Genomic DNA, 23,323 nt, shown 5'->3' with positions numbered 1-23,323 from the left:
GGTCGAAGAGGGGTAGCGGGCGGACTACGACGGCTGCCAGCCAGCGTCGATCGAATCCTGAAGCCGCTTAGTGAACACGGCATGCGCCTGCCGGTACTCGGTCTCTCGATCCGCCTTAAAAAACGGCGCCACGTACCCTTCCGGCACCGGGCTCCGCGCCGGATCATCGAGATACGCCAACAACTGCAGAAAATGCTCTTTCTTCTGGCCCACTCCGTATGCGTTGTGGTCTGCCGCGATTTTGCGCCCTCGACTATCGAACCACATCATTGATTCGTAGTCGGCCATGATTGGGTAACGGGACTGATAGATTGACAAAAACTCCGACAACCCCAGTCCCAACCAAGTCGCAACGATGGCATCTATCTCGACTAGCGCGGCCCGTCGCTCCCACTCCGAGCGCAACGGTACCTCCGGCCGCCAAGGCCCGCGATTTGTAAGCAATGGCGTAGTTCCGGGCCAGGCAATTGCCCATTCTTCAGCAGCACCCCATGATGCGTCGAAAAGCTGTTTCCAAAGATCAGAATAGGCGGACGTAAGGCAGTTAAGTTTCAGCGTTCGCAGCAACAGTGCGGGGGCAAGAGGGTGATCACTCGCTGGCGCAGGCATTGCATGTGCCTCTCGAACCTGAAGATCTCCCCGGCCCGCGATGCGGAGCAAGTAGTCGAGAGGAAGCGAAGACCAAAACCCCGCAGCCAGTGCAGTAACTCTGCTGTCGCTGAAGGCCATAGAGTGGACGGTGTGAACGTGGGTCGGACCTGGTGGAATTAGAGCGGCGAACAGGCTTCGCTCATTCCCGCTTGGGATACGCCGCCTCCAGGCCACCCGGTAATGCTCCAGGTAACTCTTTCCCTCGTACGTTTCCTCGGTTGAAACATGACGACCAGTAACTTGATAATTAGTGCGCGGGAGGATGGAATCCGGCAGGACAGGAAGATTGAATGCAGTCCAGTCGCCCTTGCTCCGACAGGCCTCATTCGGCTGCTTAAAGAAGGGGTTGCCTACATGGAGATGAGGTCCCTGTATAACGACTGCGGCCAACGAGGACGGTGTGGTCGTCTGCCATCGTATGACCCCTTCCACCTTCGCCATCTTCTCGTGAAGGCCAGCGCTGATGTGTGGTCGCAGACTCCCAAGCCTCACATCGACTGCGGCAAGCGATTCGATCGCGCGCTGCTCGAACCTGGTAATTGGATACAGAAGTGGGGAAGTATCAGCGGCCGAGTCGTTGCCAAAGATTAACTTTGACCAAACACTAAGAACCGGGAGCGTGACCTCAATTAATCGATCTGAATGAGCCCGAAGGTCCCACTTCCCATCATGCTTGATGCCTGGCAGGGCACCGACACCGTCATGAGCCAGAGAGTCGGCAAGCGTCTTCGGGTCGAATAGCCAACTTGCATGAAGAAACGCAACATTTCTCGGATGCGAGTAGATATGAATTCCGAAACTAACGGGATGACCGATCTCGGGGAATATTGATCGTTCGTTCACGAAGTGCGCATGTAGGCGCAGATGACGATATGCGGCGGCACGAAGATTAGTCTCTTTCGCTCCAACGAAATGCGAATCGGGATGGACTAAGCCAACAGAGCCGCCTTGAGCCAGGCAATCCCAAACTTTTACCATGAATCCACGGTAGAGATCCGGCTGCGTTCCTTCCAACAGTCGGTAGGTAGCAGGGTTGGCGATGAACCTGCTTAGGCCTGAATTGCTCGTCAACTCGTTTAACGCATATCGGAGCGTGCCAACTGAATTCAGAGTGTGGACCTTGCGTTGCCGCCAAACGCCCTCCGTCGCTCTTTCCGCCAGAGCGAACCAAGGATCAACCTCAGCCAAGACGGCATCTTCCCGCCACGTTGGCCGAACCCATGGCGGGTTACCTACCTGAAGGTCAAATCCGCCCTTGCCGAGCGATTGAGCGAAAGTTAGTTCCCAATGGAAGAAGCCCTGCTGTTCGGCGATCTGGTCGACGGCGAGAAGCCAGGGGAAACGATCGGACAGCGTCCACGGTGAGTCGACGCCGATCACGCTGTCGAGCTTGCCCTCGAAATCGCTCATCTCGCTAAGGCTGGTCAGCTTCCGGCCGTAGAACCTCTCGGTGTTCTCGTCAAGATCGCGCCGGCCGATGAGCGCTTCTGCGAACGTCAACCAGTCGTCCAGGTTAGACAGCGGCACCTGCTGGCGGAGCTGTTCCGCCACCGTCATCCGCCGGGTGCCGGTCGCCTTCGTCGGCATCTTCATCTGCTGCGGCTGCACGTTGCCGTAGAGATCCCGAGTCTCGTAGACCACCGGTTCCTCGTACGCCGGTTCGTCCTTGATGTGCGAGACCTGGACGGGCGTGGCCGGGTAGGCCGGGTCGGAGCCGTCGAGTAGCCCGACCTTGTCCAGCGGCCAGAACCACAGCGCGCACCAGACGTCCATCAGTGTCTTAAGCCGCCAATACGGCGTCCCTGGCGCGGTCAGGTCGGCGAGGATCTCGTCCCGGGGCACAGCCTCGGTGACCGGCGGCAGGTCGTCGGCACCCCAGACCGCGATGTCGCGGCGAATCTCCTGTTCGGAGATGGCCAGCCGCTGCTGCACCAGCCCCCACAGGAACTCCACCCGCCGCGCGAGCGCCTGCAACCGCTGGACCTGCGAGTTCTTCCCCTTGGCCGACGGCGTGCGCTTCATCGCTGTACGCCAGGCTTTCAAACGGGCGGTCTCGGCCGGCGCCAGCTCGCGGGCCTCTTTCTCCCCCGCGACCGCGCCCCAGCCGTCGGCGGGGAGCAGGAAGTGGTGGATGGTGCCCTCGTCGATCGGCCCGTCCCGGAAGGGCTGCTCCTTCGGGGCGGTGGTGAGCCACGACTTGTCGGCGAGTTGCTTCGGTGTGTAGGTCTTGCGGCCGGCGCCGATGAGGGAGTTGCCGCGTTGCAGGTGCAGGCCGAACCAGGGGGCTTGGAGGCCGGCGTGCATGACGTTTAGCCAGAGTGACACCTCGGCCAGCTCGACGGCGGTGCGGTTGAGGTCGACGCCGTAGCTGTTGTGCAGAGCGATGTACGCCTTCACCCGCTGGAGTTCGAGGTGGTAGTCCTCCGGGTCGAGGGTGACGTCCAGTTCCTTCTGCCGGCGGCGCAGGTATTCGGCGGCTACCTGGTTGATCGCCTCGTTGAGGAACGCACCGGAGCCGAGCGCCGGCTCGCAGATCGTCCAGTCCAGCAGTTCGCGGGCGGGGGTGATGGTGTCGTCCTGGTCGAGCCGGTACTTCAGGGCGAGTTGGACGGTGACCTCGGTCAGCGACTGTGGGGTGTAGTAGGAGGCGCTGGTCTGCCGGTCGCGGCCGGCGAGCCGGTAGACGAACTGGCCCGCCTCGTGGCAGACCCGGCTACGGACGCCGGTGTACGGGTTCTCCTTGTAGACGAAGACGTTGTCGTCGTACTCGTCGGTCTTGGAGGCCGGGATCATCCACGAGCCGTCCTTCGGGTCGCCGTTCTTGGCGACCTCGTAGAGCTGCTCGGTGGCGACGAAACCGGTGTACGACATCAGGCCCTCGTAGACCGCGCCGAGCTGGTTGATGCCGAGCTGGGCGTACGAGATGAGGCCGCCGCGGCGCTTCTTGCCGCCCTTGGTGAGCATTAGCCGGCGCAGCACCTCGTAGAGGACCTTGTTGCGCAGCCGGGTGTCGATCTTCGGGGCGTCCTCGTCGTCCATGTCGTCGTCAAGGTTCGGCACGGGGATCAACCGGCCGATGAGCTTGGTCTTCTCCGGCAGGAACAGGTCCGACTTCATCGGCTCGAAGCGCAGGCCCTCGCCCTCGCTGGCCTTGTCGGCGATCTCCGCGCCGCCGCGCGCCCGGTGCCCGTCGTTGACCATGCGGAAGAGCAGGTCCAGGGACTCGTACAGGTGGGTGCCGTCCTCGGCGGAGGGGGCGAGGCGGCGGGAGACGAGGTCACCGAGGCGGGCGAGGCTGTAACCCTCGACGTACTGGGGGTCGTTGACCGGCAGCACGCCCAGCTCGGGGCGGGCCTCGGCGTAGAGCAGGAACAGGATGCGGTACAGGTAACGCAGCGACTCCCGGCCCAGCTCCTTCGCCAGCTCGTCGAGGGCCATCACCTGCTGCGGCTGGTAGCCGGCCCGCCGGATCTGGTCGAGGACCTCGTTGGCGATGAGTTCGACGGAGACCTTCAGGCCCTCGCGGAGTTCGCTGGAGACGCCCACAGCGTGCTGGCGGGAGCCGGCGACCAGGTCGGCGAGGGGTTCCGTGCCACCCTCGGCGGGTGGGCGCAGCGAGTCGGCGCCGAAGAGTGCGGCGACGACGTCTAGTTCCTTGTCGTCGTTGCGGGCGTACGCGGTGTCGAGGCTGACGGCCAGGTAGCGGCCCTCACCCCAGACCGTGCGGTCGGCGAGGGTTACCACGCCACCGCTGAGGATCAGCACGTAGCGGGGCTTCGGGCTGTCGGCGGCGAAGAGCAGCGAGGCGAGCTTGGCGCCCGTCTCGATGGTCTCGGTGCTCGACAGGGTGAGCGGGTCGAGCAGGCGGCCGGCGTCGTCCGGGTCCTGGGCGGCCTCGGTGTCGACCGCCCAGCCGCAGTCCAACGCCACGATGCCGTGCGCGGTGCCCAGCTCGGCGTGCGCGACGTGGACCTCGTACTCCTGGGCGTTGCGCTCGACGGTGATGGTCTGCGGCTGCGGGTCGAAGCCGAGCGCCCGCAGCACGTCCTGGTGCTGCTTGCGCAGCCGCTCCGGGTCGAAGAGTTCGGCGTCGGTCAGCTCGGTCTTGGCGTCGAAGAAAGGCCGGCGCATGCGGCGCAACTGGGTGCGCGGGGTCTGCTCGCCACTCTTCTCCGCCGCGGTCCATCGCTTGATTAAATCGCTGCCCTTGAGGGTGGTCGGCAGGATCTCGGCCAGGTAGTGCGCGGAGAGGTACTCGCCACGGTTGGTCAGCGACTCGAAGCTCATGCGGCGTTCTCCTGCGACGGTACGAGGACGGCGAGCACCCGCAGCAGCGGGTCGCCGGTGGTTTCCAAGCGATCGAGCAGGTCGTGCTGCTCCTGGACGGTGGTGTCGACGCGCTGGCGTCGCTTCTCCCGATGCGCGCCGGGCAGCTCATCGAAGAGGCTCGCCTGTTGGAAGGCGCTCAGCTGCTCGCGATATTTGCGCAACGGCTCGGCGTTCGCCTCGGCCCACTCGTCGCGCTTGCCCTCCAGGTACCGCCGGGCCACCTGGACGGCCTCCGGCAGCAGCTCCTTCAGTGGACCGATGGCGATGGCCTCGGCGCGGTTGACCATCGTGGGGCCGACATTGGCCTCCCGCAGCACCTCGTCCATGGCCCGGATGGTTGGCGCGGCGGGGAGATCGGAGACGGCCATCCACTGCACGACGGTGGGTTGGCCGAGGCGGTTGGCGTAGACGCCCTGGATCAGGAACGTGGGTGCGGCCACGTCGGCGGTGAGCACCGGGGCCTGCTGGCGGCCCAGCCGGATCAACACCTTGTCGACCAACCAGTCGACCATCGGGTGCACGTCGCTGAGGAAGGCGATGTCCGGCCACATCGGGGTCTTGCTCTGCCGGGCCTGGTCGAGTTTGCGCTGGGCGAGCGGACGGTCGAAGGTGACCTTGAGCCGCAGGTCCTCGCCCTCCCGATGCGCCCGCAGGTAGGAGCGGGGCAGGTCGGTGAGCCGGTGCACCAGGTCGTGAGGCGCGAGGAACGTCAGCAACTCGTCCTCGCGGCGCAGGTCGATGTGATCCTCGGGGCGGTCCTCGTAGATCTCGTAGAGGGCCGTGTCGACGAAGTCCTGCGTCGAGTCGAAGAGCTTCGGCACCCGGGCCTGCAACACGTCCGACGTCGCCGGTGCGGTGCCGACCTCGCCGAAGAGGTCGGCCATCACGTCGACCTCGGCGTGGGCCGCCTCGTAGGACTCGTCCACCGACTTGCCGGCGAGCAGGTCGCGGACCAGCCGGTCCTCCTCGGCCTTGGCGTCGAACTGACCGGTCAGGGCCTCGACGCTGCCGAGGCTGCGGTGCGCGGTCTCCTCACGGTTGAGCAGCTTCTCGGCGACCGTCCGGTCGTCCTTCGCGTCGTCGCGGTCGGAGGTGAGGATCAACGCGCGGAACTGCGGTTGATGCTTCTGCCCGTACCGGTCGATGCGGCCGTTGCGCTGCTCGATCCGGATCAGGCTCCACGGGATGTCATAGTGGATCAGATGGTGGCACTGCTGGTGCAGGTTGACGCCCTCGGAGGCGACGTCACCTGTGAAGAGCAGCCGGACGTCGCTGCCGGCCAGCTCGAACTCCTGCAGGATCGTCTGTTCGTCCTTGTCGGCCACGCCCCCGTGCAGCACCCGAATCGCGTTCGGCTTGAGGCCGAGCAGCCCGGGGACCACCTCGGCGAGCCACTTGATGGTGGGCACCCGCTCGGAGAAGACCACCGCCCGGGTCTCGCTGCCCTTAGCGACGCCGATCTTCCGCAGCTCGTCGACCAGCCCCTTGAGCTTGCTGGAATCCTGGTCGGTCATCGCCGAGGTCAGCTCCGCGAGCCGGTCCAGCGCCGCCCGCTCGGTGCCGGTGGCCTTCTTACGCCGGTTGGTCACCGTCTCGTGCAACGCACGGTGCGAGGAGAGAAACGACTTCAACAAGGTGTACGGGAAGAGTCGGTGCTGCCCGGTGATCGCCTCGTCGGTCCACTTGCCGGCCAACCAGACATCGGTCAACTCGTCGAAGATCTGCTCCTCGATCGGGGTCGCCGCGCAGTGCAGCGCCTCAGACGGGCCGCGGTCGGCCCAGCGGTCGCCGATCTGGTCGCGTACCTCCGGGCTGATCTTCGTGCGGCGCAGGTAGAGGTGCGCGATGTCGCTGGCCTGATAGTCCTTCTCGTTGGCGATCGCCGCGGGGTCGAGCAGCGAGATCAGCTGGGCAAAGGACTGCTTGTCACCGTTGTGCGGGGTGGCGCTGGCCAACAGCAGCGCGTCGGTCTTCGCGGCCAGCCGGCGGGCCAGCTCATTGCGCTGAGTGCCCTTGTTGATGAGGTTGTGCGACTCGTCGATGACGACCGCGTCCCAGGTCGTGGCATCAAGGTGGTGGCCGAACTGGCCGGCGTCCTTGAGGGTGTCGACCGAGATGATGGCCCGCTTGAAGTAGGTGAACGGGTTACGCCCGGCCGGGATCTCCTGCTGGATGCGCTGGATGCCGGTCGAGTCCAGCCGGACCAGCGGGATCGCGAACCGGGTCCAGAGTTCCCGCTGGAACTGCTCAAGCACCTGCTGCGGCGAGACCACCAGAATGCGCTCACCGCGACCCCGGCGGATCAGCTCGGCGAGGATCAACCCGATCTCCAGGGTCTTGCCCAGGCCGACCACGTCGGCGAGCAGGATCCGCGGCCGCAGGCCGGAGAGCGCCAGCTCCACCGGTCGTTGCTGGTAGGTCAGCGGGTCGAGCAAGAACCGGTCGGCGAGGGCCAACCCGCGCTCGGTACGCGGCAGCGGCGTACGCCGCAGCACGGCTTCCAGGAAGAGGCGGCTCTGCCGGAACCGCGACGAGGTGTCCTGGATGAGGTCCGTCTCCTCGGGCACCAGCGGCGTGATGTCCTCAAGTTTGGTGAAGAAGGTCGCCTCGACGTCCTGCACGAACTCGGAGACGCCGACCGCCTTCACCATCGTGCCGTCTGCGGTGCCGGTCTTGACGCTGCGGATCAACCACTCCTCGTCGCGGACAACGATGCGGGAGCCCGGAGCGAAGGTCGCGGCCTGGGTGGTGGTCATCGGTGGTGCCTTCCTACAGGGTCGAGCGGCGGGCGTACTGGCGGCGCACCTTGTCGACCAGCCACGTCACGTCGGTGGACGCCTTGGCGGGTGGCTGGCGATCGGGCTTGGCCGGTTCCGGAGGGGTCGCATCCTCGATGACCGGCGTGTCCTCCGGGTCCTCTCGCGGATCATCCAGGTCCGGGGGGACCAGCAACTCCGTGCCACCGTCATAGGTGAGGTCGGCGACTTCCTGGCGCAGGGCATGGACGCTCTTGCCGCTGGTAGCGGTGGCGACCGCGAGCAGCCGGGCGCGTACGTCGGTGAGGCCGGGCCGGGCGGTGGGGTCGTAGGCGAGCATCGCGCCGAGCAACTGCACCAGCTCGGCCGGCACCCCGGAGAGGTCGGGAAGATCGCTCGGCTCGCTGATGCGCAGCAGCAGATTCCACGAGTTGGTCGGCGGGTAGAGCCCACGCCCGGTCAGCGCGAAGACCAGCGTCGCCGCAAGCGCATAGACGTCCACCGCCGGGGTGAGGTCCCGCTCTCCCTTGACCTGCTCGGGCGACATGTAGGCGGGAGTGCCGACCAGCGCGCCGGGCTCGGTCAGGTAGTCGTTCCGGTCGATCAGCACCGCCAGCCCGAAGTCGATCAGCTTGGGACCGTCGGGGCCGAGGATGATGTTCTGCGGCTTGAGGTCCCGGTGCAGCAGCTTGACCTCGTGCACCTTGGCGAGGCCTTCGGCGAGCATCGCGCCGGCCATCGCGGCCAACGGCAGGGAGAGCGCCCCTCGGGCGTCGACGTGCTGGCGCAGCGTGGCCCCCGGGACGTACTCCACGGCGAGCCATGCGGGGTCCCCGTACGCATCGGCGCCCTCCAGGCGGGCTACCCGAGAGCCGAAGACCAGCTTCAGGCTCTCGACCTCGGTAGCGAACCGCTCACGCAACGTCGGCGCCTCAATCAGATGCTGCTTGATCACCTTGATGGCGACTCGCTCGGCGGTCGGCGACACCGCGAAGAACACGTCGCCCATCCCACCTGAGCCCAATGGCCGGACCAGCTCATAACCGCCGATTTTGCCCAGCGTCATTCGTCCCCCTCACGAAGACACCCACCGAAGCTGCCCGTCCGCCTGTCAGCTCAACGCCTCGGCGGACGCATGACCGTACAACGTTGAACTTTCATGAGGAAGCGTCCGAACGGCGGTTCTTGTTGGGCGCTGCATTCATGCTTGGTGTGGCACTGAGGTCTAGCGTCGCTGTCCGATTTCCGACTGACGTGCGGCCTGTCAACCGTTCCAGAACATCAGATCGCGCGCCTGCCGCGAACAGGCCGCCAGCTCCGGCACGTCACGCCTAGGGACGACGTAATCCCGCTCACGGATGAGCGCGAGAAAATCCTGTGGCAATGCGATGCGGTGACGTCTTACGTAATAGGCGAGGTCTTTCCTCCAAAGCCAGTCACCGTCAGTCACGACGGTCGAGCCGTTCATTACTTGCCGGGTCGAGTCGAAGGCGTCGTTGGCGACGTCCATCACGTCGATGAGGACATGTCCCGAGGTCAGATAGGCGACCACCCGAGTGCGGTCGGGCAGTTCCTCGTCGGCGATGCTGTCGAAGATGCTCTCCTGCGGCTCGGCAGAGCGGACCGGTCCGAATTCGCGGAACATCCCCGCCGTCTTCACCTGACCGCCGCCCATCAACGCCCGCCGTTCGGATAGAAGGTCTTCCACTCTCCGTTGCCCCGGATCATCGGGGTCTGCCCCACGGGACCATACCGGTCGACACCGACGGCATCGGTCGGAGCCGTCACCTGCACCCCGAGAGCGTCGGCGACCCGTTGCGCCGCTGGTGGCACTCCGGCCTCGGGGTTGACTGCGCCGGTGTGACAGGACACCAGGCGCACCGGGCCACCGTCGTAGTGCGGGTTGGCGCGGATGGCATCGGCGATCTGCTGTGGGTCGGTGAGATTTGCGGGATGATCGGCACCGTCCGCACCCACGAGGCCCGGCCGGAACAGACCTGTGGGTTCACCGTGTACGACCACATCGTGATGGCCAGGGATGGGCGCGACGGCATCGAAATTGCGCATCGTGGCGCTGTCATAGCCGATGGCCGTGCTGTTCGGCCGGTGATAGACCGGGTCCCCCGCTGGGAGATTCGCATCGGGCGGTGGCGGCACCTGAGGATGCGCGGAGGGATCCTCCCAATCCGACCGACGCCCCATCGAGTCGAGATCAGGCTCTCCCCACGGCGCTGTGCGTCCATCGGGTGCGCCGCCGTGCACCGGGTTGACCGGGTCTGTGCGGGCAGCCCGCCGGAGCAGGCCGTTGAGATCGGCGATGAGGTCGCCCATGCGGCTGAGCAGCGGGGTCAGCCGACGCAGACTGCTGATCAGCGCGCTGATCAGCTTGCCGATCCGCGCCGCCCATTTGGCCACCAGGCTGCTCACCTGGGAGATCACCAACGGCGTCGCGATGCCCAGCGTCCCGCCGGCCTCGGCCAGCCAGAGCGGCAATCTGACCGCCAGCAGCGAGACGAAGTCCGCGATGAGGTCCCTCACCAGCTCGCGGACCAACGCAACCAACAGGCCGGCGCCCTCCACAAGGGCAGCGATGCCGCCGGCAGCCCGAGCGATGCCCTCCATCGCCCGCACCTGACCCGACATGTGCGCCCGGTATGCCCGTGCCGAGGCGCCCTCCCATTCGCCGAGCTGCGTGGAGACTGCCGCTTGCAGGTCCGCCAGCGCGTCGGTGCTCTGCTTGGCGACGTTGCGCCATGTGTGCGCGTAGGCGTCGATCTGGTCCGGGTCGCCGGCCAGCCAGTCCAGCACGTCGGACAGCGGCTTGACGTGTTCGAGCAACCAGCCGAGGCCCCAACTGATCAGCGACCCGAGCGGATCGAGCACGGTGGCCAGAGCGTCCATCGACGTGGCGACACCACCGATCGTCGAGTCGATCCAGCTGCCCGACTCAATTCCCGACATCGTCTCGGCGACGTCCTCCACCAATCCGAGCCCGGTGTACCACCGGGTCGAGTCCTGGCGTTCGACCACCAACGGGTTGGCCGCCATGTCGGTCACAGCGGCAGTTCCAGCCGGCCGGCCCTGTCGGCAAATCGTCGTGCGCTCGCATCGTCGGTGGCTTCGGTCGAGGCAGCAGCCAATCGCAGGCCGGCCGCCGCCTCGCGCAGTGCTTCAGCGGACTCTCCCAGCGCGGTCGCTGTCCTGTCCGCCACGGGGTCGATCAGACGAGGCAGGAACCCGCAGATCTGGCCGTAGGCGTTCGCGCCCATCTGCACGTACGCCGCCGCCCCACGAGCGGTTGCCATCCTGTCGGCGGCGTCGTCGACCGCGGCGGCGTGGCGACTGACCGCCGAAACCGACATCTGCATCTCCGCGTCACCGGCCACCACTGAAGCCCCGCTCCCAGCGACCGGGCTGCTCGTCACCGGGCTTGGGGAAACGCCTAGCAGAGGCGTCGGTGACCGCCCGTCCGATTCTCGAATCGATGAGCACGGTGTCGTGACCTCCCCCATCGCGCTCGCGGCGTTCCGCTCAGCCCTCCACTGTGCCGCACGATCGCGATGGACGGTGTCCCAGACATCAGGCGCCTGGCCGCAGGACCCCCCGTGCCAACCCGTCTGCGGTGAGTTGCGCCAGCTCCGCCCCGAGCGACGCGGCCTGACGGATTGCCGACTCGAAGGCGTCCAAGCGCCGAAACGCCTCCCCGTGCGCCCGCTGGTCGTCAAGCGACAGTCGCCGCACCTGCGCCCGTCGGATGTCGAACCGCATCGTCCCCGAGAGGCTCGACGCCTGCTTCTCGTTCGCCGACGTCCGCAGCTGACCGGCCAGGAACCACGGATCCAACGCCGCCGGGTTAGGCCGCAGCAGGTAGAGGTTGCGCCCCAACAGCGCCCCCTCGGTCGTGACCACCCGTGCGGTGAGTTGCCGCGCGATCATCGGCACCACGACGTCCCCTACCGCGAGGGAAATCTCCTGGCCGAACCGGTCGTCGACCCGCCCGGAGGCCTCTACCCCGGCGAGTACGTCCGGCACGGTGAGCACCGGCGGACCGTCCGGTGCGGGTGTGGACGTGCCGGAGCGGACCGGCCCGATCAGTTGCAGGGCCCCGGTCTTGGCCAACTCCCCCACCGTCAGGAACGCGCCGTCCGGCCCCCCGGGCGCGGGCGTGACCTGCGGCAGCAGCGCCGGCAGCTCGCCGACGATGGCGGCCAGGCGTTCTCTGGTGCGTACCAGATGCTCGCCGGAAGCCTCGCCCACGACGGCGGGTTGCCTGCGGGCGGGGGTGAGGTCGACGTCCTCATCGAGCAGCTCGATGACCGGGACGGCGCGGGCGAACCCGGCCTCCTCGACGTCGCCGTCCGGGGCGGCGGCGAACGCCCGCCACGCGGCCAGCACGCGCGGCGCGGTGTCGCCCAGGTCGCCGCCGGCGGCGTCGATCAGCAGCGCCCGCGCCGGTGGCGGCGCGTCGGTCGCGGCGCGTCGCAGCACCCACAGGTGCAGGGGTACGCCGTGTGGGGCGGCTACGCCGGGCGGGAGGGCGATGACGGCCCGCAGGTGGCCTCGGCGGAGCAGTTCGCCGCGGATCCTTTTGCCGGCACGGCGGCTGGCGACGGTGGGTGGCATCAGCAGGACTGCGTGCCCGCCGACCCGCAGGTGGGCCAGGGCGTGTTGCACCCAGGCCAGCTCGGGTTCGGTGCGGGGTGTGGTGCCGACGATCCAGCGAGGGTCGTGGCCGAGTTCGTCGTCGCCCCAGTTGGTGGCGCCGAACGGGGGGTGGCAGACGACGGCGTCGACGGCGCGGCCGGCGAACGCGTCGGCGCGCAGGGTGTCGCCGGGGCTGACCTCTCCGGGTACGTCGTGCAGGGCCAGCCACAGGCCGGCGAGTTCGGCGAGGTCCTCGTCGAGTTCCTGCCCGTACACGGAGGTGCTGCCGGCGCGGACGGCGGCCCGGAGGATCGCGCCGGAGCCGGCGGCTGGGTCGAGTGTGGAGCCGCCGCCGACGTTGGCGAGCCCGATCATCAGGTCGGCGAGGTCGTCGGGGGTGGCGAAGGGGCGGCCGGGCCCGGGGGCGGAGAAGCGCTGCCACAGCTCGTCGAACGCGCCCTGCGGGCCCAATTGGTCGGCCAGGGCGTCGACGTCGGGCAGTAACGGCGCGAGATGCCCGTCGGGGTGGCCGGTTCGGGAGCCGCGTTGTCGGGCCAGCAGCACCGCGCCGACGGCGGCGAGCCCACCGGCCGGGGTGTCGCTGGCGGCGGCGAGGTGTCGCCAGAGCCGGTCGGCGGTGGCCAGCTCGGGAAGTTTGCCCTGGGCGCGTAGCCACTGCTCGACCTGGATCAGGTCGAACTCGGGGCTCGCCGTCGTCCCGCCCACCGGCGCGGGGAAGTCGGGATGCCGCTTACGCCAGTTGCTGACGGCAGCGCGACCGACACCGGCGAGCCGGGCGATCTCCGCTGCCGTGATGGTCGGGTTCTCCTGCACTCCAAGAGTCTCGCACATCCGTCAAGCACGAGATTGTCCGTTGACACCGTTCTAGGACGATGCTCTTATTGACACCGCAACGCTCACATCAGGAGGACAGCGATGCGCAAGACGACGACTCTCGCCCTGATCGCCACCGGCCTCATCGCCCTGGGCTGCGGCTCCGGCACCGCCGACAAGGCGAGCGACTCCAGCAGCGACAGCAAGGCGAGCGGCACCATCAGCGACGAAGGCGGCGCCAAGGCCGAGGAGAAGCCGGCCAAGACCGCGAAGATCGGTCAGCCGGCCCGGGACGGGAAGTTCGAGTTCACCGTCAAGTCGTCCAAGTGCGGCGTGGCCAAGATCGGCAGCGACATGCTCGGCGCGAAGGCGCAGGGCCAGTTCTGCCTGGTCACGGTCAACGTGAAGAACATCGGCAAGGAAGCGCAGATGTTCGACGGCAGCAGCCAGAAGGCGTACGCGGCCGACGGGACCGAGTACTCCGCCGACACCGGAGCGGCCATCTACGCCAACAAGAACGCCGAGACGTTCCTCAACGACGTCAACCCCGGCAACCAGGTGACCGGCGTCGTCGTCTTCGACATCCCGAAGAACGTCAAGCTCACGAAGCTCGAGCTGCACGACTCGCCGTTCTCCGGCGGCGTCGACGTCGCCCTCGGCTGACCTCCCCCACCCCCCCGGGGCGGGTCTGGACGATCCGCCCCGGCTGTTCACACCATCCCTGTTCACAGAGGGAACCCGGTGATGACCAACCTGATCACACCAGATCTACGCGAGAGCCCCGAGTGTCTGGAGTCGACCGCTGGCACCTCGGCCAACCCTGCGAGTGACGCCTCCAGTGCGAGCACAGCGATCATCACCCCTTCGGACTGACTCGTTGCTCTTTATGGCGGTCCAGCACTCGGCCGTCCCGCTGTCCTTCCGCTCTTTGGAGACGACCATGGCCCTCCTACACCCTTACGGCATCCCCCGCTGCTCGGCGAGGACCGTCCACCTGCGTCGAGCCGTCCGCGCCACCGGCGCCCTGCTCACCACTGCCCTGCTGGCGACGACGCTCACTGGCTGCGGCGACGAGAAGAGCTCCACCGCCACGTCAGCGACCACCTCACCGAGCGCGTCCACCTCACCGAGCGCGTCCGCCTCCCCCAGCGCGTCGCCGACGCCGCCGCCCGACCGGGACGGCGACGGTGTCCCCGACTCGAGCGACACCTATCCCGACGACCCGAAGAACACGCCGCAGCAGCCCCCGGTCAGTCTCGAGTGCGACACGGGTAACGACTGGGATGCGCTGCTCACAGTGCGGCCCGGCAAGGACGGCCGGCCGGACTTCAGTGAGGTGTGGGCGGCGAAGCCGACGGCCTGCGACGCCCAGGCGGAGATCTACCCCGTGACCGACACCGAGAAGGCGGCGCTGAAAACGTCCAAGTACGAGGACGGCAACATCACGACCCTGTACGAGATGTGCGCCGCCGTCGACCCTGAGGACACGTACCTGGAGGCGGACTACGCCGCCAGCAGCGAACAGATCCCGGAGATCAACGGGGCCCTCCTACTCTGTCCCACCTACCCGTACGTGAAGAAATGGCGCGAGGCGGTGAAGCGCGGGCAGGCCGACGTGGACCTGGCAGCCCAGGGTCGGATCTTCAGCGAGGGCACGTTTCGCGTCGGTAAGGAGATCAAGCCCGGCACGTACGTCACCACGGACGTCGAAGGCTGCTACTGGGAGAGGCAGAACAGCTCCGGCGACACAATCGACAACTACTTCACCAACAGCGCCCGCCGAGTGCAGGTGACCATCCGCGCCTCTGACTACGCCTTCAGCTCCGAGAACTGCGGCGAGTGGCGCCCCGCGCGCTGAGCTGAGGCACCCACATCCACCGCCTACCCCGGGCGGGCCGACGAGTCGTCGGTCCGCGGACCCCACACACCTGGAGACGATCATGACCGAGCCTCCGCAGCCCACCACGCCCCTGATCGAACTGATCTTCGAGCGGCTGGCCGCCGCTGACGTACCGACCGAGACCGCCGAGCTGGTCCTCGCCGCCCTCACCGGCGACGACGACCTGACCGCCGCGCTCGCCGGCGCCCCCACCCGGCTCGACCCCCACTCCCCCATCGGCGACGACTCGGCGGAGCACATCTGGTTGAAGTCGGTGACCGTCGCCGGTTTTCGCGGCGTCGGCCCGGAGCGGACCCTCCAGGTCGACCCCGGTCCGGGCCTCACGCTGGTCGTCGGCCGTAACGGATCCGGCAAGTCCAGCTTCGCCGAGGCCGTCGAGCTCGCCCTGACCGGTGACAGCGCGCGCTGGGCCGACAAGACGAGCGTCTGGCGTACGGGGTGGCGCAACCTGCACAACCCGGACCCGTGCTGGGTCGACGTGGAGCTGCGGGTCGACGGGGTGGCGACGCCGCCCCGGGTGCACCGCGCCTGGCCGGTCGACGCGGGGCTCACCGATGCCGAGGTGACGGTCACGAGCGCGCACGGGCGGCACGGGGGGCTCGACGAGCTGGGGCTGGCCCGCCCGCTGGAGCTGTACCGACCGTTCCTCACCGCGGCCGAACTGGGCAAGCTCGCCTCCGGCACGCAGAGCCAGCTCTTCGACGCGCTCTTCGCGATCCTCGGGCTCGACGCGCTCACCGACGCTGATCAGCGTCTGCTACGCGCCGCCCGGCCGCACGACACCACCATCAAGGAGGTACGCGCACAGCGCACCGCCCTGGCCAACGCGCTCGCCGACATCACCGACGAGCGGGCCCAGCGGATCGCCGTACTGCTGCGCGGCCGGGGAGCCGTTGACCTCGGCGCGGTCACGGCCGTCCTCGACGAGCCGGAGGAGGCGACCACCGACCGGGAGGTGCTGCTCTGCCGCGAGCTCGCCGACCTCGACCCGCCCCCGATCGACGAGGTGACCCGGCTCGCCGGTCAGCTGCGGGACGCGGCGAACGAAGCGACGCGGTACGACGGTGGCCGGTCCCGGGCCGCGTTGCGCAGCGCCGAACTGCTCCGCCTCGCCCTCGAACAACACGAGGACGACGGCGATGGAGCGTGCCCGGTCTGCGCCACCGGCACCCTCGACGATGGGTGGCGTGCCGCCGCCGAACGGTCGCTGACCGAGCTGAGGCAGCGCAGCGTCGCCGCTCAGACGGCGACGACCCGCCGGACGGCCGTGCTGCGGCAGGCGCGCCACCTGATCGACGACCTGGCGGTACCAGAGCACCTCGGGTCGGAGGCCTCGGTCGGCGTGTTGCGCGACGCCGTGGCCGCGCTTGCCCGCGTACCCGGAGAGCCTGCCGAGCTGGCCGACCACCTAGCCGCGCGGTACCCGGTCGTAGTGGCGGCGGCGGACGCGGCCCGCGCGTACGCCGAGGGGTTTCTGCGGCAGCGCGACACCGGCTGGCGGGCCGCCGCGGCCGACGTGCGCGAGTGGGTGGCCGCCGCCGGCGGGCTTGCGGCGCGGGAGGCGACCCTGGCCCGGTTGAAGGCCGCGCGCGCGTGGCTGAAGGGGGCGGCTATGGAGATCCGCAACGAGCGGATCGCGCCGTTCGCCGGGCATTCGCAGCGGATCTGGGCTCAGCTACGACAGGAGAGCAACGTCGAGTTGGGTGCGATGACGCTGGAGGGGATCAACAACCGGCGGCGGGTGGTCTTCCCGGTCAGCGTGGACGGCGCCGACAACGGCACCGCGCTGGGGGTGATGAGTCAGGGTGAGATGCAGGGGCTCGGGTTGGCCACGTTCCTGCCGCGCAGCTGTGCCGCGGAGAGCCCGTTCCGGTTCATCGTGGTCGACGACCCGGTGCAGAGCATGGATCCGTCGAAGGTGGATGGCCTGGCCCGGGTGCTCGCGGAGTTGGCCGAGCAGCGGCAGGTGGTCGTGTTCACGCACGACAGCCGTCTGCCGGACGCGGTGAGCCGGCTCGACCTGGGCCGGGCACGGATCATCGAGGTGACCCGGGCGGAGAGGTCGGTGGTGACGCTGCGCGCCGGCTCCGATCCAGTGACCCGCTATCTGAACGACGCCCACGCCCTGTCGCGCAACGACGAGATCCCCGCCGAGGTGCGCGGCCCGGTCGTGGCCGAGCTGTGCCGCTCCGCGGTGGAGGCGGCCTGCGACCGGAGGGTGTGGCGGTCCCGGGTCGCGCGCGGGGTCCCGCACGCCGACATCGAGTCGGCCATCGAGAGCGCCTCGCGTCGACTGGCGACCGTCGTCGCCCTCGCCGCGTTCGACGACGCCGACAAGGGCGGTGACGTGCTCGGCTGGCTCCACCGCCGACACGGGCGTCGGGTCGTCGACGCGTACCAGGCGTGTCGGGAAGGGGTACACGGCGGGTACCAGGCGGACCTGCCCGGCCTGGTCGCGGACGTCCGTCTCCTCGCCGGGGCGCTGTCGTGACCGCGCCAACGCCGCAGCGCTGCCTGGCGGCGGCCGACGAACTGCTACGTGGATCCGGTCTGCTCGGAGCTGCGGCCCTGAGCGCCGGTTGGTGGCCACGGGCCTGCGCCTGCCTGATCCGGCTCGCCCTCGAAGGCGGCGTCGACGCGTACTGGGGGCGGGTGAAGCCGACCGTGGCGGCCTGCCGCCAGGGCCGCGCGAAGCAGTTGATGCTGCGCGGCCGGCTCGGTCCAGGCCCGGAGGTCGCCCGCCGGGTGGCGTTCGCGTGGACGACCCTCTCCGCCGCCACGCACCACCACTGCTACGAGCTGGCCCCCACGGCGACGGAGTTGCGTCGGCTACACGGCGAGGTGAGCACTCTCCTCGCCCGACTTGAACCGACCGCGTGAACTGTTCAGCCACTCGCGTATGGACACAACGCGCAACGAGGTGCCGCTCCGGTTGAGCCGGCGTGACCACGTTGACACCTACTGTGATGCTCCGATGTCGATCATGAGGGACGTGGGATGGCAGAACTTGAGGAATTCGAGAGCGACCTAGCCATACCCGTTGACTACGTGCCCGGTGCCCGTGGTCACGCTGTTCTCGCCGTGGGACCCGACGGCGACGGCACCGAGGCCCTGGCCGTGTGGCGACTCAGCCCGACCGGACGTGCCGGCGGCGCTTGGGTGGTACGCCTCGATGAAGTCGAGCAGGACGACCAGTTCGTTCGCATCATGTGGATGTTGCAGGGGCGATGCCTGGTGGGGTGGGACCGGGAGACTCCGGCCACGATCCTGGACAGGATCGCTCACTTACTACCCAAGGAACTGGTCAGCACGTTGCAGGGGAGCGTGCTGACCATCCCTGAGCTTCTCGCGGAGATCGCTGAGCATCGGTCCGCCTACAGCGAAGCGGTCGACCGTCAGCGTGCGGTGTCGAAGTCGAAGCTTGCTCCGCTCGCCTGGCCCACCGAGGTACCCGATCATGAGGATCTAGCGATCCGGCTCGCGGTGCAGCCCCGTGCCGCCTCGCCGGTAGCGGGGGTAGCGCTGGCCCTGACGTCGGCGGTCGCCATGACCGCTCAGCTATGGCAGGACACCGAACAGGCGCGGTATCGCCGAAAGTACCTACGCACTCTGGGCGAGCCCCAGCCATTGCCTCCGCGTTGGCTGGCTTCCTTGCGTGCTGCCGCCGGCAATTCCGCTCAGGTCACGATCTAAGGAGTCGACGTGTACGCAGTTTTCGACCTCGAGACGACCGGCCTGCGTACCAGTTGGCACGACCGGGTGGTCGAGGTCGCCGTCATCCACCTCGACGGCGCCGGGCAGGTGACGCACGAATGGTGCAGCCTGGTCAACCCCGACCGGGATCTCGGTCCACAACTCATCCATGGCATTTCGGCCGCCGAGGCGCGGCGCGCACCAGAGTTCAAGCGAATGGCAGGTCACGTAGCCAACCTTCTGCGCGGGCGGGTGCTGGTCGCTCACAATCTGCACTTCGACGCCGCATTCCTCCTCGCGGAGTACCGCCGGCTGGGGATTGAATTGCCGATCAGCCTGGCGGAGGGGTTGTGCACCATGCGGCTGGCCGGGCACTTCCTTCCGTCAGCCGGCCGTAGCCTGCACGACTGCTGTCGCGCCGCGGGATTGCCGCCCCACCAGGCTCACTCCGCTCTGCACGACGCGAGGGCTGCCGCGAAGCTTCTGACCCGCTATCTGCTGGACGCGGGAACACCACCGCCGTGGACGTCAGTCATTGACGCCGCTGCGGCTGCGCCCTGGCCACCCTTGGCTACCGAAGCAGTGGCGCCGGTGCCACGTCGTGGACTGGGGCACCGCGAGGAGCACTTCCTGGCCCGTCTGGTGGACCGGCTCCCTCGGCTGCGCGAACCGCAGGGTGACGCGTATTTGGACCGGCTCGACAAGGCACTGCTTGACCGGCACATCTCCGCCAGCGAGGCGGACGCGCTCGTCGCCACGGCCGACGAAGTCGGCCTCGCCCGAGTCGACGTCGACCACCTGCACCGCGCCTATCTGGCGAGTCTGGCCGCTGCAGCGTTAGAGGACGGCGTCCTTACGTCGGCCGAACGCAACGATCTGGACCAGGTTGGCTCGTTGCTCGGGCTACAGGTGACGGACGTCGACCATGCCCTCAAGGTCGCTCGTGACGTCGGCGCGGTCCGGCCTCAGACCAAGGGCTGGCGGCTGCAACCCGGTGACGTGGTGGTCTTCACCGGGGCGATGGACCCACCTCGGTGGTCCTGGGAACAGGACGCTCGGGCAGCGGGGCTAAACGTCGGTGACAACGTCACCAAGAAGACTCGACTTCTGGTGGCTGCCGACCCCGATTCGATGTCCGGCAAGGCCAGGAAGGCCCGCGATTACGGCGTTCCGGTAGTTCACCCCATCGCTTTTCAGCGCATGCTCGCCGACCTCGGCCGGTAGGACGCGTCCAAGGAACGAACTCACCAACCAGTACGGCGTCTAGCTAAGGAGTTGAAGGCATGGCAGACGATGTCCCGGATGGACCGGTCCCGGAGGCGGCCGGACGCGGGCAGCGGGTCCTCGACGTGCTGGACAAGGCGATCGCACTGCAGAGCCCATTGGTGCAGAAGAACATCGCCCGGGCCCGTCAGCGGAACCCAGAGGCGACACCGGCCGAGGTGGTCCGCAACCTGGAGCGCATGTACATCAGCGCGTTGACCGGGACGGGCGCTGCCGTCGGCGGAACTGCGGCGGCACCGGGCGTCGGCACGGGCGTCGCACTGGCGTTGTCGGCGGGCGAGGCTCTGTCCTCGCTTCAGCTGAGCGCCCTGTTCGCGCTCTCGATCGCCGAAGTCCACGGAGTCCGCATCGACGAGGTCGAACGCCGCCGAACGATCGTCATGGGGATCATGCTGGGCGGATCAGGGTCGGCCACCATCACCAAGGTAGCCGAGCGCACCGGGCAACACTGGGGACGTCAGGTTGTCGCCAAGGTGCCCGTCGAGACGTTGCGACAAATTAACAAGGTCCTGGGAAAGCACTTCATCACGAAGTTCGGGACCAAGCAGGGGATCATTGTGCTCGGCCGAGTGGCACCGTTCGGCATCGGCGCGGTGATTGGCGGTGGCGCCAACGCTGCTCTCGCCGCTCTGGCCGTGCGGGCAAGTCGTCGCGCGTTCGGCCCACCTCCGCCCTCATGGCCGTGATCGACACCGCTGACGTGGATCGACATGTTGCTTGAGGTAGTGGCATCGATTACCTGTCCCGCTGCCAACTTATGAAGGGACGTCTTGGCGAGCAGGTCGGCCGAACAGGTCCGGTGCCCTATGGTGATAAACCGGACGCCTGGTGGGTGAGCGTCCGGTCGCAGCTCGCGCGCCGTTTCAGCCGAAGGGTGGACCGATGACTGAGCACGCCCGCGACGTCGACGACTGCTGAGATGGACTGGGCCGGATGGGCGTTGTTCGGGTTGGTCGCCACCGCGGCGCTCACCGCGGCGATGATCACCGCTCAACTGGCCGGCCTCACCCGGCTCGATCTTCCTCTGGTGCTCGGGACCTTCGTCACCGCCGATCCCGACCGGGCTCGGGTCGTCGGGTTCTTCCTGCACCTGTGCGCCGGTCAGGGGTTCGCCCTCGGGTACGCGGGCACGTTCGCGCTGTTGTACCGCGCCACCTGGTGGATCGGAGCGCTGCTCGGGATCGTGCACGTCAGCATCGCCCTGACGGTGCTGCTGCCGCTGCTTCCTGGTGTCCACCCCCGCATGGCGTCGCAGCGGGCGGGACCGGCCAGCACGGCGGTGTTGGAGCCACCCGGGCTGTTCGCCCTCAACTACGGCGTCCAGACTCCCCTGGTCACGGCCGTCGTCCACGTCGTCTACGGGGTCGCTCTCGGGGTACTCCTGCAGGCCCGGTGACCCGGCGCTCGTCGCGGGAGCGATCGCCGTGACCGGTGAGCGACCGATCAGCGACTACGGGCTGCTCGGCGACACGCGTACCGCCGCCCTGGTCGCCAGTGACGGCGCGATGGACTGGCTCTGCGTGCCGCGCTTCGACGGTGAGCCCCTGTTCGGCAGGCTGATCGGAGGTCCGGACGCCGGAACGTTCCGGATCGGCCCGGCGCGGTCGGCCACGGTCCTCGAACGGCGGTACCGGCCGCACACCGCCACCCTGGAGACCACCTGGGCGGTGGGCGGCGGCCGGCTCTGCCTCACCGAGGCGATGGTGGCCGAGGTCAGCGGTCGCCTGCTGCCCACGACGCTGGTCGTGCGCCGGCTGTCGGCCGAGCGGGCGGCGGTCGACGCGGTGGTGGAGTTCGATCCCCGCCTGGGCGTCCGGCACCGCCGGCCCCGCGTCCAGCACCGGCGTCAGACCCTGGTGTGTGAGTGGGGTGCGCTGGCGGTCGCGCTGGACAGCACGCCCTCGTTCCGGATCGAACCGGGCCGACCCACTCCCCTCACGGTCCGGCCGGGTCGTCCGGTCACCCTCGTGCTGGCCGTGGCCCACCGTGAGCCGATCGTCCACGTCGAGCCGACGGCCGCGTGGGACCTGCTCGTCGCGGACGAGGCCCGCTGGCGCGCCTGGACCGCGGAGATCGACGAGCGGGTGCCCTTCCGGGAGCACGTCGTACGAAGTCTGCTCACCATGCGGCTGCTCACCTACTCGCCCTCGGGCGCGCCGGTGGCCGCGCCCACCACGTCCCTGCCCGAGGACCCGGGTGGGGTACGCAACTGGGACTACCGCTACGTCTGGCCCCGGGACGCCAGCATCGGTGTCAGCGCCTTCCTCAGCGTCGGCAAGGCCGACGAGGCACAGGGCTTCCTCGCCTGGCTGTTGCACGCCAGCCGGCTGCAACGGCCACGCCTGCCGGCGCTGCTCACCCTGCACGGCCGGCGCGTACCAGCGGAACGGGAACTCCCCTCATGGCCCGGCTACCTCGGCAGCCGGCCGGTACGCGTGGGCAATGCCGCCGCCGGCCAGCACCAGCTCGACGGCTACGGCTGGGTGATCGACGCCGCCTGGGCGTTCGCTCAGGCCGGACACCGCCTCCATGCCGAGACGTGGCGGGCGGTGCGCGGTTTCGCCGACGTGGTCTCCCAATGTTGGCCGGAGCCCGATGCCGGTATCTGGGAGGTACGCGAGCCCGCCCAACACGTCCATTCCAAGCTCATGGGCTGGCTCGCCCTGGACCGTGCCCTGGCCATCGCCGACACGCATCCCCTGCCGGACGGTCAACGTCGACGCTGGCAGCGATCCCGGGACGCCATCGCCGCCGAGGTCCGGACGCGTGGCTTCGACCCGACGACGGGCAGCTACGTTCGCACGTACGGCTCCCGGGACCTCGACGCGGCTCTGCTCGTCCTGCCGCTGCTCGGCATCGACCGGACCGGGTCGCCCCGGATACGCGGCACCATCGACGCCATCGGGGACCGGCTGTCGGCCGGCGGTCCACTGCTCTACCGCTACCCGCCTGGGCGGGACGGCCTCCCCGGCACCGAGGGCGCGTTCCTGCCCTGCTCGTTCTGGCTCGTGCAGGCCCTGGCCCGCACCGGGCGTCGGCGCGAGGCCGTCGAGCTGTTCGAGGCCATGGTCGACCACGCGAGTCCCCTCGGCCTGTACGCCGAAGAGGTGGACCCGGCGACGGGCGCCCACCTCGGCAACTACCCCCAGACGCTGACCCACGCCGCGCTCGTCCAGGCCGCGCTCGCCATCCGCGACGCCCCCGTTGGTGATCCCGGCCCGGTCTGAGGGGA

16 protein-coding genes are annotated in these 23,323 nt (G+C 68.4%); 9 read left to right on the top strand and 7 right to left on the bottom strand.

Translation table 11 applies throughout. The features are described from left to right. Window positions 1-24: 24 nt before the first annotated feature. The 7 genes from AB0I89_RS28585 to AB0I89_RS28555 all read right to left on the bottom strand — a co-directional run bounded on the left by AB0I89_RS28585 (window position 25) and on the right by AB0I89_RS28555 (window position 13,214). Entirely contained in the window at window positions 25-4,938 is a 4,914-nt protein-coding gene (locus AB0I89_RS28585; protein ID WP_357133098.1) for a class I SAM-dependent DNA methyltransferase, read from the bottom strand. Continuing rightward, complete coding sequence (locus tag AB0I89_RS28580; RefSeq protein WP_357133096.1) at window positions 4,935-7,736, bottom strand: helicase-related protein; 2,802 nt, start codon at window positions 7,734-7,736, stop codon at window positions 4,935-4,937. The genes AB0I89_RS28585 and AB0I89_RS28580 overlap by 4 nt, the downstream gene beginning before the upstream one ends. 13 nt (window positions 7,737-7,749) lie before the next feature. After that, window positions 7,750-8,802: a serine/threonine-protein kinase gene (locus AB0I89_RS28575; RefSeq protein WP_357133094.1), complete on the bottom strand. Its 1,053-nt coding sequence runs from the start codon at window positions 8,800-8,802 to the stop codon at window positions 7,750-7,752. A 198-nt stretch (window positions 8,803-9,000) separates the two neighbouring features. Continuing rightward, window positions 9,001-9,444 (bottom strand): hypothetical protein, encoded by a 444-nt coding sequence (locus AB0I89_RS28570; protein ID WP_357133092.1) that lies wholly within the window; start codon window positions 9,442-9,444, stop codon window positions 9,001-9,003. Continuing rightward, window positions 9,411-10,784, bottom strand: a complete 1,374-nt coding sequence (locus tag AB0I89_RS28565) for a WXG100 family type VII secretion target (RefSeq protein ID WP_357133203.1) — start codon at window positions 10,782-10,784, stop codon at window positions 9,411-9,413. The genes AB0I89_RS28570 and AB0I89_RS28565 overlap by 34 nt, the downstream gene beginning before the upstream one ends. A 5-nt stretch (window positions 10,785-10,789) precedes the next feature. Next, window positions 10,790-11,122: a hypothetical protein gene (locus AB0I89_RS28560; protein WP_357133090.1), complete on the bottom strand. Its 333-nt coding sequence runs from the start codon at window positions 11,120-11,122 to the stop codon at window positions 10,790-10,792. Window positions 11,123-11,315: 193 nt separating this feature from the next. Continuing rightward, entirely contained in the window at window positions 11,316-13,214 is a 1,899-nt protein-coding gene (locus AB0I89_RS28555; protein ID WP_357133088.1) for an N-6 DNA methylase, read from the bottom strand. A gap of 102 nt (window positions 13,215-13,316) precedes the next feature. Between AB0I89_RS28555 and AB0I89_RS28550 the strand changes: the two genes are divergently transcribed. From AB0I89_RS28550 to AB0I89_RS28510, 9 genes are all read left to right on the top strand, one after another. Further along, complete coding sequence (locus AB0I89_RS28550) at window positions 13,317-13,877, top strand: DUF4352 domain-containing protein (RefSeq protein ID WP_357133086.1); 561 nt, start codon at window positions 13,317-13,319, stop codon at window positions 13,875-13,877. 277 nt (window positions 13,878-14,154) lie between these two features. Continuing rightward, window positions 14,155-15,072: a hypothetical protein gene (locus AB0I89_RS28545; protein ID WP_357133084.1), complete on the top strand. Its 918-nt coding sequence runs from the start codon at window positions 14,155-14,157 to the stop codon at window positions 15,070-15,072. Between the two features lie 82 nt (window positions 15,073-15,154). Then, window positions 15,155-17,605, top strand: a complete 2,451-nt coding sequence (locus tag AB0I89_RS28540; RefSeq protein WP_357133082.1) for an AAA family ATPase — start codon at window positions 15,155-15,157, stop codon at window positions 17,603-17,605. Continuing rightward, entirely contained in the window at window positions 17,602-17,994 is a 393-nt protein-coding gene (locus AB0I89_RS28535) for a hypothetical protein (protein WP_357133080.1), read from the top strand. Before AB0I89_RS28540 ends, AB0I89_RS28535 begins: the two co-directional genes overlap by 4 nt. A 117-nt stretch (window positions 17,995-18,111) precedes the next feature. After that, a complete protein-coding gene (locus AB0I89_RS28530) occupies window positions 18,112-18,807 on the top strand; it encodes a DUF6218 family protein (protein WP_357133078.1) in 696 nt (231 codons plus the stop codon). Between the two features lie 9 nt (window positions 18,808-18,816). Beyond that, entirely contained in the window at window positions 18,817-20,031 is a 1,215-nt protein-coding gene (locus AB0I89_RS28525) for an exonuclease domain-containing protein (RefSeq protein WP_357133076.1), read from the top strand. 59 nt (window positions 20,032-20,090) lie between these two features. Continuing rightward, a complete protein-coding gene (locus AB0I89_RS28520) occupies window positions 20,091-20,777 on the top strand; it encodes a hypothetical protein (RefSeq protein WP_357133074.1) in 687 nt (228 codons plus the stop codon). Window positions 20,778-21,010: 233 nt separating this feature from the next. Further along, complete coding sequence (locus tag AB0I89_RS28515) at window positions 21,011-21,487, top strand: hypothetical protein (protein ID WP_357133072.1); 477 nt, start codon at window positions 21,011-21,013, stop codon at window positions 21,485-21,487. A 28-nt stretch (window positions 21,488-21,515) separates the two neighbouring features. Beyond that, window positions 21,516-23,318, top strand: coding sequence for a glycoside hydrolase family 15 protein (locus tag AB0I89_RS28510; protein ID WP_357133070.1), 1,803 nt, complete (start codon window positions 21,516-21,518; stop codon window positions 23,316-23,318). Window positions 23,319-23,323: the final 5 nt, after the last annotated feature.

The sequence above is a fragment of the Micromonospora sp. NPDC049801 genome, from assembly GCF_040656575.1.
GTDB lineage: Bacteria > Actinomycetota > Actinomycetes > Mycobacteriales > Micromonosporaceae > Micromonospora.
The sequence above is the reverse complement of the archived record's forward strand: the minus strand, read 5'-3'. Positions and strand labels throughout refer to the sequence as shown.